Source organism: Derxia gummosa DSM 723 (assembly GCF_000482785.1).
Lineage (GTDB): Bacteria > Pseudomonadota > Gammaproteobacteria > Burkholderiales > Burkholderiaceae_E > Derxia > Derxia gummosa.
Window position 1 is genome coordinate 408,127 of the sequence record NZ_KI519499.1, and the last position, 13,498, is coordinate 421,624.

A 13,498-nucleotide genomic window follows, 5' to 3' on the forward strand; every position below is an offset into this window, starting at 1 on the left:
TGGGGGATGCCACGAGGGCGGTATCCGTCGCTCCCCACCCCATGGACCAAGCCCGGACCACGTGGCAGCCAGGGCCGCAGCCCAGGAGCGCTTACCGTCAGCGACCGCGAGTTTCGCGATTACCTTCGATATACAGCGGTTAGCAGGAAGCGGGCCACGCGGCGGCTGCGCGGCACCGGCAAGCCATCGCTCGATATACGTGAGGAAATAGCGCTTTTCTGTCGCCGAGCCGGCCCGGCGTCGTGCGCACCGCACAAGAGCGGACTGTCACGATCCCGACAGTTTGTCGGCTTCGTAATGTTTGCGACGACATAACGAAGCAAGCTGCGCCGGCGGGCGGTGCCAAGGGCGTTGCGCGCTTTGGCGCATCGCGCGGGCTCGGCTATCGTTCGGCGGAACCTTCCGTTCCGGAGGGTCTTTCTTCCAGAACACGCCATGCCTTCACGCCGTCCCTTGCGCCACAAGCCGTCCGCCCGGCTTGCCGTCGATACCGAATTCGGCGCCTTCCTCGGCGACACCCGCATCAAGCTGCTCGAAGCCATCGACCGCTACGGCTCGATCACCCAGGCGGCGCGCGCGGTGCCGCTGTCGTACAAGGCGGCCTGGGATGCGGTGGACGCGATGAACAACCTCGCCGAGCAGCCGCTGGTCGAGCGCTCGGTCGGCGGACGCCACGGCGGCGGCACCAACCTGACCGACTACGGCCGCCGCCTCGTCAACGTCTATCGCGCGATGGAGGGCGAGTACCAGACGGCACTCGACCACCTGTGGCAGCGCATCGCCGACGCCGACAGCGGCGAGGTGGCCGACTTCCAGATGATGCTCAGGCGCATGTCGCTGCGCACCAGCGCGCGCAACCAGTTCGCCGGCACGGTGAGCGGCCTGCGCGAGGGCGAGGTGAGCTTCGAGGTAAGGCTGCGGCTCGATGCCGACAACGAGCTGGCGGCCGTCATCACGCGCGAGGCGGCCGAGACGCTGGGCCTCGCGATCGGCGTCGAGATGCTGGCGCTGGTCAACGCCAACAACGTGCTCATTTCCACCGACGAGAACCTGCGCATGACGGCGCGCAACCAGCTCTGGGGCGAGGTGGCCAACATCCACAAGGGCCAGGTCGATTGCGAGGTGACGCTGGCCCTGCCCGGCGGCCGCAGCGTGACCGCCGTGCTGACCGAGGAAAGCCTCGGCGCGCTCGGCCTCGAACTCGGCAGCCGCGCCTGCGCGGTGTTCAAGGCGCCGACGGTGATGCTGATCCGCCTGGGCTGAGCCGCCCGCTCAGAGCGAGCGCAGGAAGGCGAGCAGCTCGGCGCGCTCGGCTGGCCGCAGCCGTTCATAGCGCAAACGCGCGGCGCGGGCCTCGCCGTCGTGCCAGAGCACGGCTTCCTCCGGCGAGCGCGCGCGGCCGTCATGCAGATAGCGCGCGGGCGCGTCGATCGCGTCGGCCAGGCCGATGCCCCAGAGGGGCGCGGTGCGCCAGTCGCGGCCGCTGGCGCCAAAGTCGGGGCGATGGTCGGCCAATCCTTCGCCCATGTCGTGCAGCAGCAGGTCGGTGAAGGCGCGCGCGACCTCGGGCACGGCGAAGGACGCGCCGCCCGGCGCCAGACCGGTGCTTCCCGTTGCCATGCCCGCCGCCACGCCGTCACCCGTCGCCATCGGCGCCACGCCCAGCCTGAGCATGAAAGCCCGTGCATCCACCGGCAGCACCGCGCGATGGCAGACGGCGCAGCCCGCCGCGACGAAGCGCAGCTCGCCCCGCCGCACCTCGGGCGCGTCGGCATCGCGGCGCGCGGGCGCGGCGAGCAGCAGGTGGTAGCGCAGCATGTCGTCGAGATCGGCGGCCGGCAGCTCGGGATGGCCGGCGATGGGCGCGGCGCGGCAGGCGGACTGGGCAGGCGCGCAGTTCCGCGCCGGAAACAGCGGCGAGCTGACGCCCAGATCACCGCTCGCCGCCGCCGCGATCTGCTGGCGCAGATCGGGCGCGTTCGCCTTCCAGCCGAAGCGTCCGGCCACCATGCGCCCCCGCTCGACCGACCACACGCGGTTGAGCCGGCCGCGCACGCCATCCTCGCGCGGCTGGCTTGCAAGCCTTTGCAGCTCGACCTCGGGCACGGCGTCGAGCAGGCCGAGGCCGAACACCGGCGCGCCGATGCGCGGCGACATGAGCACCGGCCCGAACGGCCCGTAGCCCGGCTCGGTCAGCCGGACGCGCGGGCGGCGCAGCTCCGCCGTCGTGCCGTCGGCGAGGCGGTGGCGCACCGGTTGCCAGTCGATGCTCGCGCGGCCCTCGCCCGGCACGCCGGGCACGCCTTCCTCGTTGAGCTGGTCGCCGTACACCGGATGCGGACGCGGCGCGCCATGCTCGCCCGCGCCCGGCAGCGACAGCCGCACGAGCATCGCGCGCAGGCGCTGGTCGGCGCGCTCGGGCGGCCGACCCCGGCCCGCGCCCGCATGGCAGGCGACGCAGGAGATGCGGTTGTAGAGCGGGCCGAGGCCGCTCGCGCGGTCGTCCGACGGCGCGATGACCCAGTTCTGCCGGAACAGCGCGCGGCCGCGCAGGAAGCTCGCGCGCAAATCCTCGTCGATGCCGGCCGGCGCGCGCGACAGGCGCTCGACGGCGGCCAGCTCGGCGGGCGTGGGCGGCGGCATCGCGCCCACGCCCGCCGAGCCCGCCGAGCCCGCCGAGCCCGCCGAAACGCCGCGCGGCGCCGCCGACGGGCCGCTGGCCGCGCCATCGGCCGCGAACGCGGCGCCCGACGCGAACCCCGCCACGGCGCCGACCAGCAGCGCCGCGACCGCCAGTGCGCCCGCCGCCTTCCCGCGCACCGGCCCGGCCTGCCCTGCACCGCCCGCGCTACCCGCGCTACCCGCGTGCTCCGCCCTGCCCGCGCGCGCCGCGCCACGCCCGCGTTCCGCCCCACCCGCGCGCTCAACCACCGGCAGCCTCCACCAGCGCCGCCGCCCTCGCGCGCGCGGCCCGGGTCGCGTCGCGCCAGCCGTCGATGACCGCCCGCGGCCCGTGCGCATCGCCGCCCTCGATCTGTTCGAAGGCGCGGCGCAGCGCGGCATCGTCGGCCACGCCGGCGGCGGCCGGTGGCGTCTCGAGCGCCGCACGCGCGGCGGCCACATCGCGGCCCGCCGCCTCGGCCGCATGCACGCGCCTCCACAGCGCGACCAGCTCGTCATGCCCCTCGACCAGCCAGTGCTGGAACAGCGCCGCGACCAGCCCCAGACGCGGCCGGCCGAGGTCGTTGTCGTAATCCATGCCGCCCGCCTCGGCCGCCGCGAAGGGGTTGAAGCTGCCGGCCGCCGCCGTGCGGTACACCTCGGGCCGCACCGGCAGCTTGCGGATCGCCGGCCGCGCGAGGATGGCCTGGCCCTCGGCCGACAGCACGAAGCGCGCGAAGGCCTCGGCCGCCGCCGGATCGGGCGCGCCGGCGGTGATCGCGATCGCGCCCGGGTTGATGCCGTTGTGCAGCGGATAGCCGAAGCCGATGCCGGCCCCGCGCGCCACCGCCGACGCGGCAAAGAAGTCGATCGTGAGCCCGAGCGCCGCCCGACCCTCGCCCACCTCGTCGGTGATGAAGGTCGCGCCGCGATCGACCAGCCGCGCATTGCCCGCGATCTCGCTCCACAGCGCCCAGCCGCGCTCCCAGCCCCAGGCCTGGAGCACGAGATCGACCATCACCGGCGCGAAGCCGACGCGCGCCGGGATCGGCAGCGCGATGCGGCCGGCGAGCGCCGGGTCGGCCAGCTCGGGCCAGTCGCGCGGCACCGCGACGCCGAGCCGGCGCAGCGCCGCGTCGTCATAGGCCCAGCCGTAGCCGGCGACCTCGGTGGCGCGGAAATAGCCGTCGGGATCGGCGATGCGCGTGCGGCCGATGCTCGCCGGCAGCGCCGCGTCGTCGATGCCGAGCTTGCGGAAGGCGCCGCGCTGCTTGAGCGCGGCATAGGTGCGCGGCGAGGCGCTCCAGTACACGTCGACGCCGTGCTGGCCCGGCTCGCTGAGCCAGGGCAGCGCGTCGTGCGGCATGCGCCAGATCCATTGCACATGCAGGCCCGGGTTGGCCTGCTCGAAACCGGCCTCGAAGGCGGCCAGCACCTCGTCGGGATAGGCGGTGAGAACCCGCACGGTGCGCGCGGGCGCGGCCGTGGCGCGCCGCGCACCGAACGCCGCGAGCGCGGCCGGCAGCAGGCCGAGCAGGCGCCGGCGCAGCGGGCCGCGCGCGGCGGCGGCCGCGACGGCATCGGAAGTCTGGAAGGTCATGGAGTCACTCGGGAGCGGGTTCTGATCGGGCTCGGCCAGCGTACGAGATATACAAATACATATTTCCACAGGTTGTTCGCACTGGCATTCCGACAGTCGATGCAGGAAGCCGGCCATGCGCTGGAACCCCGGAGAATCGTGCGTTTTGTATTGTTTGTTATACAGCGAGGTCCGGTCTCCTCCGGCACCACCACAAGGACAACACCATGGCCATCAGCGCCCGCAACGCCTTCGAAGGCAGCATCACCTCGGTCACGCCCGGGGCGGTCAATTCGGAACTCGTCATCACCACGCCGTCGGGCGTGGACATCGTCGCCACCGTCACCGTCGCGAGCGTCGAGGCGCTCGGGCTGGCGGTGGGCCGCAAGGCGGTGGCGATCGTCAAGGCGCCGTCGGTGATCGTGGTCGCGGGCAGGCCCGGCTACCGCTTCAGCGCGCGCAACCAGCTGCGCGGCAAGGTGGCGCGCATCTCGGCCGGCGCGGTCAATTCCGAGGTCGGCATCGACGTGGGCGGCGTGCTGGTGCAGGCGGTCATCACCAACCAGGCGGTGGTCGATCTGGGTCTCGGCATCGGCGCCGACGCGACGGCGATCTTCAAGGCCGGCAGCGTGATCGTGGGCGTGGCCGACTGAACGCGGCGGGCGCGCGGTGGCGCCCTGCCTCGCGCGCCGGGCCGGGCACCACCGTGCCGCGACCGTCAGGCGCGGGGCGGCGCGGGGCGCGATGCGAACATGCGGGCTGGCGCGGCCCTGTCGCCGCGCGTCGCACGGAATCCGCACATGACCATCAGCGCACGCAACGTCTTCGACGCCAGCATCACCGCCCTCGTCCCGGGCAAGGTCAACATCGAGCTCGAACTCACCACGGCCACCGGCCTGAAGCTCGTTTCCACCGTCACCGCCGACAGCGCGCGCGCGCTCGGGCTGGCGGTGGGCAAGGCGGTGGTGGCGATCGTCAAGGCGCCGTCGGTACTGGTGGCGACCGGCACGCCGGGCAAGGGCTTCAGCGCCCGCAACCAGCTTGCCGGCAGCGTCGCGCATGTGACGCCGGGGCCGGTCAACGCCGAGGTGGCGATCGACGTGGGCGGCGCGCTCGTGCACGCGGTCGTCACCAATGACGCGGTGAAGGAACTGGGCCTCGCCGCCGGCGTGCCGGCCATGGCCGTGTTCAAGGCCGGCAGCGTGATGGTGGGCGTGACGGGCTGAACGGCGCCGCGCCGGACCGCGCGCCTCGGCCGGAGCCGCGCCGAATGCCTCGGCCGGACCGGTACCCGTCTCACTGCGCCGCGAGCGGAAAGAACGCCGCGCGGCGCCGGTCGGGCGCCTCCACCGCCTCGACGCGGATGCCGTACAGCCGCTCGATCGCCTCGGGCGTGACCACCGCGCGCGGCGCGCCGTCGGCCACGATGCGCCCGCCCGCGAGCAGCGCGACGCGCGTCGCCGCGTGCAGCGCGTGCTCGGGCGTGTGCGTGCTCATCACGAAGCTGTGGCCCTCGGCGGCGAATTCGCGCACGAGATCGAGCATCCGCCACTGGTGGCCGTAGTCGAGCGCGGTGGCCGGCTCGTCCATGACGATGGCGCCGGCCTGCTGGGCGATGGCGCGCGCGATCAGCGCCAGCTGCCGCTCGCCGCCGCTGATCTCGGTGTAGCGGCGCGCCGCCAGATGGCCGATGCCGAGCCGCTCGATCGCCGCCGCGACGATGCGCCGGTCGTCCACGCCCGCCGCGCCGAAGCGCCCGCGCCAGGGCAGCCGGCCGAGCGCGACGATGTCGGCCACGGTGTACGGAAACGGCGGCACATGGCTTTGCGGCACATAGGCGAGGCGGCGCGCGATCTCGCCCTGGCTCCAGTCGTGGATGCGCCGCCCGAGCAGCAGCACCGAGCCGGTCTCGGCCCGGCGCGCGCCGAGCATCAGCCGCAGCAGCGTGCTCTTGCCGCTGCCGTTGGCGCCGAGCAGCGCCAGCACCTCGCCGCGCCTCAGCTCCAGGTCGATGCCGTCGAGCACGCGCCGCCCGCCGTAGCCGAAGCCCACGCCGCGCAGCGAGACCAGCGCGGGGCCGACCGGCCTGGCATCCGGCGCAAAGGCCTGCAGCCCGGCGCCGACCGGCGCCGCCGCGATCGCGTCGATGCCCGCGCGCGCCGCCATCACGACACCCAGGCCCGGCGCACGCGGCCGAGCACCATCAGAAAGATCGGCAGCCCGGCCAGCTCGGTCACGACGCCGATCGGCAGCTCGGCCGTGCCCACGCCGCGCGCGACCGCGTCGGCGCCGAGCAGGAAGATCGCGCCGATCAGCGCGCTCGCGGGCAGCAGCCGCGCGTTCACCGGCCCGACCAGCAGCCGCGCCACGTGCGGCACCAGCAGGCCGAGCCAGCCGATCATCCCGGCCATCGCGACGGTGAGCGCCGAGGCCACCGTGGCCGCGACGATCACCGCGCCGCGCACCGCGCGCACCGGCACGCCGAGCGAGGCCGCCTCGACCTCGCCCATCGCCAGCGCGTCGAGCTGGCGGCCGAGCAGCAGCAGCACCGCGATGGCGCCGACCATGCCCGGCGCGAGCCGCGCGATCGTGGTCATGTCGGCCTGGCCGAGCGTGCCCATGAGCCAGTACACGATCGCGGGCAGCTGGTTGAGCGGATCGGCCAGGTACTTGACCAGCGACAGCAGCGCCGAGAACAGCGCGCCCGCGAGGATGCCGCCGAGCACCAGCATCACGATGCTGTCGATGCCGAACAGCCGCGCGATGCCCGCGCCCACCGCCACCGCCGCGAAACCGCCCGCGATCGCCGTGAGCTGGGTGATGCGCCAGTCGTTGAACACCACGATGCCGAGCGCCGCGCCGAAGGCCGCGCCCGCGAGCACGCCAAGGATGTTGGGAGACACCAGAGGATTGGCGAACACCGCCTGATAGGCCGCGCCCGAGGTGGCGAGCGCCGCGCCCACCAGCACCGCCGCCAGCACGCGCGGCAGCCGGATGTCCCACACGAGGTTGCGCAGGAAGGCGAGCCGGTCGGCCGGCAGGTCGAGCAGGCCGAGGTCGGCCAGTACCAGCCGGAACACGTCGGATGCCGGCAGCGGATAGCGGCCATGGGCCAGCGCGAGCGCCATCGCCAGCAGCAGCGCGACGGCCAGCGGCGGCAGCAGGCCGAGCGCGCGCAGACCGGCCGGCCGCGCGGGCGCGGCGGCGGTTGGGGACGAGGGAGCGGGAAGAGCCGACATGACCGGCATGAAGCAAGTCACGCTCCACATCAGCGCAATGTCATTTTGTAGATAGCGATGTCGGATTTGTGCGGATTGCGACGCTTCCGGGCCGCCAATCTTCATCGCCGCCAGGCAGAACCCATCGTCGGCCCGCGACCGGCCATCGACAGCCACTGGAAATGTTGGTTCGCATATTGCGTGACCCGGCGCGCGGCCCGGCCGCGCCCCGCCAATCCACCGCCGCCCCGGGCGGCCACGCCAGTGCAATGACCACTCCCCTCCCCCTCCGCCTGATCGCCGGCCTGTGCGCGGCGCTGCTTTCCGGCGCGCTCGCCGCGCGCGAAGTCACCGACCAGCTCGGCCGCAAGGTCGAGGTGCCCGACCGCGTCGCCAGCGTCTACGGCTCGGCGCCGCCGCTCACTGTGCTGACCTATGCGCTCGAACCCGGCCTGCTCGCGGGCGTGAACTTCCCCTTCACCGAGGCCGACAAGCGCTGGCTGCCGGCACGCGTCGCCGGCCTGCCGGTGATGGGCGGCCTCGTCGGCATGGGCCGCACGCTCGACGTGGAAACGCTCATGAACGTCAGGCCCGACCTCGGTCTGGCCTGGAACACGAAGTTCAACGACCGCGCGAAGACCGAGGAGGTGTTCGCGCGGGCCGGCGTGCCGCTGCTGTTCATCACGCTCGACAGCCTGGCCGACTGGCCCGCCGCGCTCGAACTCGTGGGCCGCGCCACCGGCCGCGAGGCGCGCGGCAAGGCGCTGGCCGCCGAGGTGCGCGCCGGCCTCGACCGCGTGAGCAAGGCGCTCGCCGGCCTGCCGCCCTCGGCCCTGCCGCGCGTGTACTACGCCGAGAGCGCCGACGGCCTCGCCACCGAATGCGACCAGTCCTTCCATGTCGAGCCGATCGCGCTCGCGGGCGGCTACAACGTCCATCGCTGCGCGCCGTCCAGCCACATGGGCATGGAGCGCGTGAGCCTCGAACAGGTGCTGGCCTGGGACCCGGAATTCATCGTCACCCAGGAAGCGGCCTTCTACTCGGCGGTGAAGACCGATCCGCGCTGGGCCGGCATCCGCGCGGTGCGCGAGGGCAAGGTGTACTGGGTGCCGCATTCGCCGTTCAACTGGGGCGACCGGCCGCCGTCGGTGATGCGCGTGCTCGGCGTGCAATGGCTTGCAAGCCTGTTCCATCCGCAGCGCGTCAGGCTCGACATCCGGGCCGAGACGAAGCGCTTCTACAGAACGGTGCTCGGCATCGAGCTGAGCGACGCCGACGTAAGCGCGGTGCTCGAACCGCCGGGCGCGGCCGGCACGGACGGCCACATGCACGCGCACTGAGCGGCGCGACAGGCCATAAGCAGGCGGCGCGCCAACCGCCTCGACCGCCCGTGGCTCGCCGCACGTGGGACTGGTCCGACGGCGCGCGGCGAGCGCGCTGCCTACACTGGGCCGGTGCCCAACGACCTCGCCCTCCTGCCCAGCGCCGAATGGCCCTACGTCCAGATCCTCGTGCGACTGGCGCTGAGCCTTGCGCTCGGCCTGCTGATCGGACTGGAGCGCGAGCGGCGCGGCAAGGAGGCCGGGCTGCGCACCTTCGGCTTCGTGAGCCTGCTCGGCGCGCTCGGCGGGTCGCTCGGCCATGACTTCGCGCTGCTGGTGCTGGCGCTGGTCGGCCTGCTCGCGGTGCTGCTCAACGTGCAGACGCTGCGCGCCAACCAGGGCACCGAACTCACCACCTCGGCCGCGATGCTCGTGACCTGCCTGGCCGGCATCCTCTGCGGACTCGGGCACACGGTGTCGCCGGCGGCGGTCATGGTCATCGCGACGGCGCTGCTCGCGTGGAAGGAGCGACTCGCGGGCTTTTCCACCGGCCTCACCGAGGGCGAGCTGCGCTCGGCGCTGCTGCTCGCCATCCTCGCGCTCGTGATCTATCCGGCGCTGCCGACGGGCGCGGTCGGGCCCTGGGGGCTGATCGAGCCGAGGGCTGCGTGGATCGCGGTCATCCTCATCGCCACGATCGGCTCGGTGAACTACATCCTCTGGAAGCTCTACGGCTCGCGCGGCACCGAGCTGTCGGGCTTTCTCGGCGGGCTGGTCAACAGCAACTTCACGGTCATCGAGCTGTCGACGCGGCTGCGCGCGGGCAGCGAGGCGGGCCTGGAGACCGCCTATCGCGGCATCGTGCTGGCCACCGGCGCGATGCTGCTGCGCAACGCCGGCGTGCTGATGATCCTCGCGCCGATCGCGCTGGTCGGCTCGCTGCCGGCCTTCGCGCTCATGACGGCGGTCGCCGCCGCGCTGGTGCTGTGGAGCCTGCGCCGGCGCCAGCCGCAGGCGCGCGAGCCGGGGCCGCCGGCGCTCGAATTCGACCTGCCCTTCTCGCTGCCGGTGGCGCTGCGCTACGGCGCGATCTTCCTGCTGCTGCACATCGCGGGCGGGCTGACCGGGCGCCAGCTCGGCAATGCCGGCTTCTACGCGGTGAGCGTGGCGGGCGGCTTCATGTCGAGCGCGAGCGCGGTGGCCGCCGCCGCCACGCTCGCGGCCCAGGGCAGCCTGCCGCCGACGGTGGCCGGCAAGGGCGCGATCCTCGCGTCGTTCACGAGCATCGCGTTCAGCCTGTCCTTCGTGCTGCGCGCGCGCCAGCGGGCGCTGATGCGGCGGCTCGTGGTGGCCGCCGTGTGCATCGCGGTCGCGGGCCTCGCGGGCATGCTGGTGGCGGACAGCGCGGCGCCCGTGGTCGAGCACTGGCTGTCGCGCCTCGGCGGTACCCCGGTCAGCGAATGATGTCGTAGCTGTAGTCGGTGCGGCCCGCGACGATGGTGTTCGCGTCCAGTGTCTCGAAGAACTCGTCGAGCAGGGCAACCAGTACCCGCAATCCACCTTCATAGCCCCAGATCGGATAGCGGTGGTAGTGGTGGCGGTCGAAGATCGGGAAGGCCAGGCGGATCAGCGGCGTGCCGGTATCGCGTTCGAGGTACTTGCCGTAGGTGTTGCCGATCAGGAAGTCGACCGGCTCGGTGTACAGCAGCGAGCGCATGTGCCAGAGGTCGCACTTGGGGTAGGTCTTGCAGCCGGCGCCGTAAGGGCTGGCGTCGAACAGCTTCTGCATGTCGGCGGCCCAGTCGTTGTCGCCGTTGGTGGCGAGCACGTGCACGGGCTCGGCGCCGATCTCGAGCAGGAACTGCGACAGGCCGTACAGCAGGTCGGGATCGCCGTACATGGCGTAGCGCTTGCCGTGCAGATGCGCATGCGAATCGGCCATCGCGTCCACCAAGTTGCCGCGCTCGGCTTCGAGGCTCGCGGGCACGGGCTTGCCGGTGAGGCGAGCGATTTCCATGATGAAGGCATCGGTCGCGGCCACGCCGATCGGGCAGTGCAGCACCACGGCTTCCTGGCCCTTCTCGCGCACGTACTTGGCGGTCTTTTCGCAGCACCAGCCCTGCATGAAGATCGTCGCCCTGGCATTCAGCGCGCGCTCGATCTCGGCCTTGGTGGTGCCGCCGTGGTACATGCGGTACTCGCCGTCGGTGGGCGTGTTCCAGGCCAGCGACGGGTCGCAGATGATGGTGTAGTCGATGCCGAAGGCCTCGAAGATGCGGCGCACCACCGGCATGTTGCCGACCACGAAGCCGTCGAAGCCGCCGACGAAGTTGATGCTTCCGTTCGGCTCGCGCACCAGCGGCTCGCCCTGCTGGGCCTTGCCGTCCCAGAAGTACTGGAGCACGCCCTTGAGCGCGTTGTCGTAGCCGGTGATGTGGCTGCCGACGAAGGCCGGCGTGTGCGCGAAGGGCACGTCGAAGTCCTTGGGCACGCTGCCCTTGGTCTTGGCGTTCTTGATGAAGGCATCAAGGTCGTCGCCGATCACCTCGGCCATGCAGGTGGTCGACACCGAAATCATGTCCGGCTGATACAGGTTATAGGCGTTGGCGAGGCCGTCGATCATGTTGTTGAGGCCGCCGAACACCGCGGCGTCCTCCGTCATCGACGACGACACGCAGCTCGTCGGCTCCTTGAAGTGACGGCTGAAGTGCGAGCGGTAGTAGGCCACGCAGCCCTGCGAGCCATGCACGAAGGACAGCGTCTTGTGGAAGCCGTTGGCCACGTACACCGCGCCGAGCGGCTGGCAGGCCTTGGCCGGGTTCACGACCAACCCTTCGCGCGCGAAGTTCTTCTCGCGGTATTCGGGCGTCTTGGTCCATTGCACGATCTCGGCGATGGCTTCGTCGCTGTGGTTGAACTCGAACTGCTTCTTGTCGGCGAAGAGCTTCTGGTACTCGGGTTCGCGGAACAGCAGTTCGTGGTCGATGACCTTGGCGGCACTCTGGGGCACGGGGGACTCCGGTGAGGAAAGGGAAGTGAGGCGCTGTCTTGCGCGGCGGCCGGCATCCCCCCGAACCCCGGAGACCTCCGGCGCAATGTTTTTTAATGTATTTCGTCATGACGCCGATTCCGCTTGCGCTGGATCAAGCGGGCGCGGCACCTGCGTCGCCATTTCCAGGCGAACGATGAGCATTTCTCTTCGTACCGAGCTGCGAAAAGGCGACGGCCAGCACTCGCATCCGGCATGCTCATTGCCTTCGGACAGTTTTCGTAATGTTTACGACAATATTCCGAAAAATGGGCAACAGAAGCAGCAGATCCGGCAACGCGGGCCGTCCACCGCGTCTCCTGCGCAGGCTCGCTGCAAGCGCTTTCACGCTGCTGGTCGCGGCCTGCGGCGGCGGCGGTGGCGGCGCACCGGGCCAGCCGGCCGGCGCTGGCGCCGACACCGCCGGCGCCGATCTCGACACCGCGCTGCGCGCCGCGCTCGCGGCCAATGCCGTCGTGCTGCCCGCGCGACCCGAGGTGGCCGACGCCCGGTACAACCTCGGCGCCAACCTGTTCCAGAGCACGCTGCTGTCGGGCAACCGCAAGGTCTCGTGCGCGAGCTGCCATCCGATCGGCAACGCGGGCGTCGACAACCTCGTGCTGTCGATCGGCATCAACGGCAGCGGCAGTCCGCCGACGCGTACCGGCTCGCCGGTCATCCATCGCAACGCGCCCGGTCTCGTCAACCTCGGACTCGGCATCGCCACGCGGCTCTTTCACGACGGCCGCGTCGCCCTCGTCGATGGCCGCTACGTCACGCCAGCCGGCAGCCAGCTGCCCGACGGCCTTGCCAGCGTGGTCGCGGCCCAGGCGCTGTTTCCGCTGCTGTCGCGTGACGAGATGCTCGGCTGGCCCGCCGCCGACGACGACAACGAGCTGGCCGACCTCGTCGCGGCCGACACCGCGCCCGAGTCCGACCCGAAGCCGGTGTGGGCCGGCATCGTCGCGCGACTCGTGGCCGATGCCGGCTTCGCGAGCCAGTTGCGCGTCGCCTATCCCGACCTGCCGCCCGGCGCCATCGGCATCGAGCACATCGCAAACGCGCTGGCCGCCTTCGAGCAGCGGCGCTGGTATTCGCTGGGCGGTAACCGCTACCTGCCCGGCTATCTCGCCGGCAGCGCCGAGCTGCCCGACGACGCCAAGCGCGGCGGCATCCTGTTCCACGGCCGTGCCGGCTGCGCGCGCTGCCACTCGGGGCCGCTGTTCACCGACCAGAAGTTCCACAACCTCGCGGTGCCGCAGATCGGCCCGGGCTTCGGCGCCGGCGCACGCGCCACGCCGGCCCATGACGCCGGCCGCGAAGGCGTCACGGGCGACGCCGCCGACCGCTACGCCTTCCTCACGCCCTCGCTCTGGGAGGTGCGCCACACCTTCCCCTATCTGCACAACGGCGTGTACGCCACGCTCGACGAAGTCATCCGCCACCACCTCGCGCCGGCCGAACGCGCCCTCGCCTTCCGCTGCACCGGCGAGCTGCGCAGCGGGGGCAACGTCGTCGCCTGCCGCGACAGCACGACCGCCGCCGCGCTCTACGCCGACATGGTCGCCCGCCTCGACCCGCTGCTCGCCGCCCCGCCGTCGCTGAGCGACGCCGACATCGCCGATCTCATCGCCTTCCTCAACCAGCTCACCGACGGCAACAACGTCTCGGTGCGCTGACCCACGCCAAC

Annotated in this window: 11 protein-coding genes; 6 read left to right on the forward strand and 5 right to left on the reverse strand. The window is 72.1% G+C overall.

Features of this window, described 5'->3' with window-relative positions:
* Positions 1 to 435 precede the first annotated feature (435 nt).
* Complete coding sequence (locus H566_RS0119235; RefSeq protein ID WP_028312720.1) at positions 436 to 1,263, forward strand: TOBE domain-containing protein; 828 nt, start codon at positions 436 to 438, stop codon at positions 1,261 to 1,263.
* A 9-nt stretch (positions 1,264 to 1,272) separates the two neighbouring features.
* On the opposite strand, the gene H566_RS26405 is transcribed toward H566_RS0119235, so the two are convergent.
* Entirely contained in the window at positions 1,273 to 2,820 is a 1,548-nt protein-coding gene (locus H566_RS26405) for a di-heme oxidoreductase family protein (protein ID WP_211238122.1), read from the reverse strand.
* Positions 2,821 to 2,923: 103 nt separating this feature from the next.
* Positions 2,924 to 4,261, reverse strand: coding sequence for an ABC transporter substrate-binding protein (locus H566_RS26410; protein WP_028312721.1), 1,338 nt, complete (start codon positions 4,259 to 4,261; stop codon positions 2,924 to 2,926).
* 206 nt (positions 4,262 to 4,467) lie between these two features.
* On the opposite strand from H566_RS26410, the gene H566_RS0119250 reads away from it, so the two are divergent.
* Positions 4,468 to 4,893, forward strand: a complete 426-nt coding sequence (locus H566_RS0119250) for a TOBE domain-containing protein (protein WP_028312722.1) — start codon at positions 4,468 to 4,470, stop codon at positions 4,891 to 4,893.
* Positions 4,894 to 5,040: 147 nt separating this feature from the next.
* Positions 5,041 to 5,466, forward strand: coding sequence for a TOBE domain-containing protein (locus H566_RS0119255; protein WP_028312723.1), 426 nt, complete (start codon positions 5,041 to 5,043; stop codon positions 5,464 to 5,466).
* Positions 5,467 to 5,536: 70 nt separating this feature from the next.
* On the opposite strand, the gene H566_RS0119260 is transcribed toward H566_RS0119255, so the two are convergent.
* Together H566_RS0119260 and H566_RS0119265 are read right to left on the reverse strand one after the other, a co-directional pair.
* Positions 5,537 to 6,406, reverse strand: coding sequence for an ABC transporter ATP-binding protein (locus H566_RS0119260; protein ID WP_084545291.1), 870 nt, complete (start codon positions 6,404 to 6,406; stop codon positions 5,537 to 5,539).
* Positions 6,406 to 7,479 (reverse strand): FecCD family ABC transporter permease, encoded by a 1,074-nt coding sequence (locus H566_RS0119265; RefSeq protein WP_084545373.1) that lies wholly within the window; start codon positions 7,477 to 7,479, stop codon positions 6,406 to 6,408. The genes H566_RS0119260 and H566_RS0119265 overlap by 1 nt, the downstream gene beginning before the upstream one ends.
* Before the next feature lie 248 nt (positions 7,480 to 7,727).
* On the opposite strand from H566_RS0119265, the gene H566_RS26415 reads away from it, so the two are divergent.
* Both H566_RS26415 and H566_RS0119275 read left to right on the forward strand, forming a co-directional pair.
* The gene (locus H566_RS26415; protein WP_051379012.1) at positions 7,728 to 8,798 is read left to right on the forward strand and encodes an ABC transporter substrate-binding protein; all 1,071 of its coding nucleotides are present in this window, start codon (positions 7,728 to 7,730) and stop codon (positions 8,796 to 8,798) included.
* A 114-nt stretch (positions 8,799 to 8,912) separates the two neighbouring features.
* On the forward strand, positions 8,913 to 10,244 hold the full coding sequence (locus H566_RS0119275; RefSeq protein ID WP_034412246.1) for an MgtC/SapB family protein: 1,332 nt from the start codon (positions 8,913 to 8,915) through the stop codon (positions 10,242 to 10,244).
* Here H566_RS0119275 and nifK read toward each other — a convergent pair.
* On the reverse strand, positions 10,234 to 11,790 hold the full coding sequence (gene nifK, locus H566_RS0119280) for a nitrogenase molybdenum-iron protein subunit beta (protein WP_028312727.1): 1,557 nt from the start codon (positions 11,788 to 11,790) through the stop codon (positions 10,234 to 10,236). The genes H566_RS0119275 and nifK overlap by 11 nt on opposite strands.
* 287 nt (positions 11,791 to 12,077) lie before the next feature.
* Between nifK and H566_RS26420 the strand changes: the two genes are divergently transcribed.
* Positions 12,078 to 13,487, forward strand: a complete 1,410-nt coding sequence (locus H566_RS26420) for a cytochrome-c peroxidase (protein WP_051379013.1) — start codon at positions 12,078 to 12,080, stop codon at positions 13,485 to 13,487.
* The last annotated feature ends 11 nt before the right edge of the window (positions 13,488 to 13,498 follow it).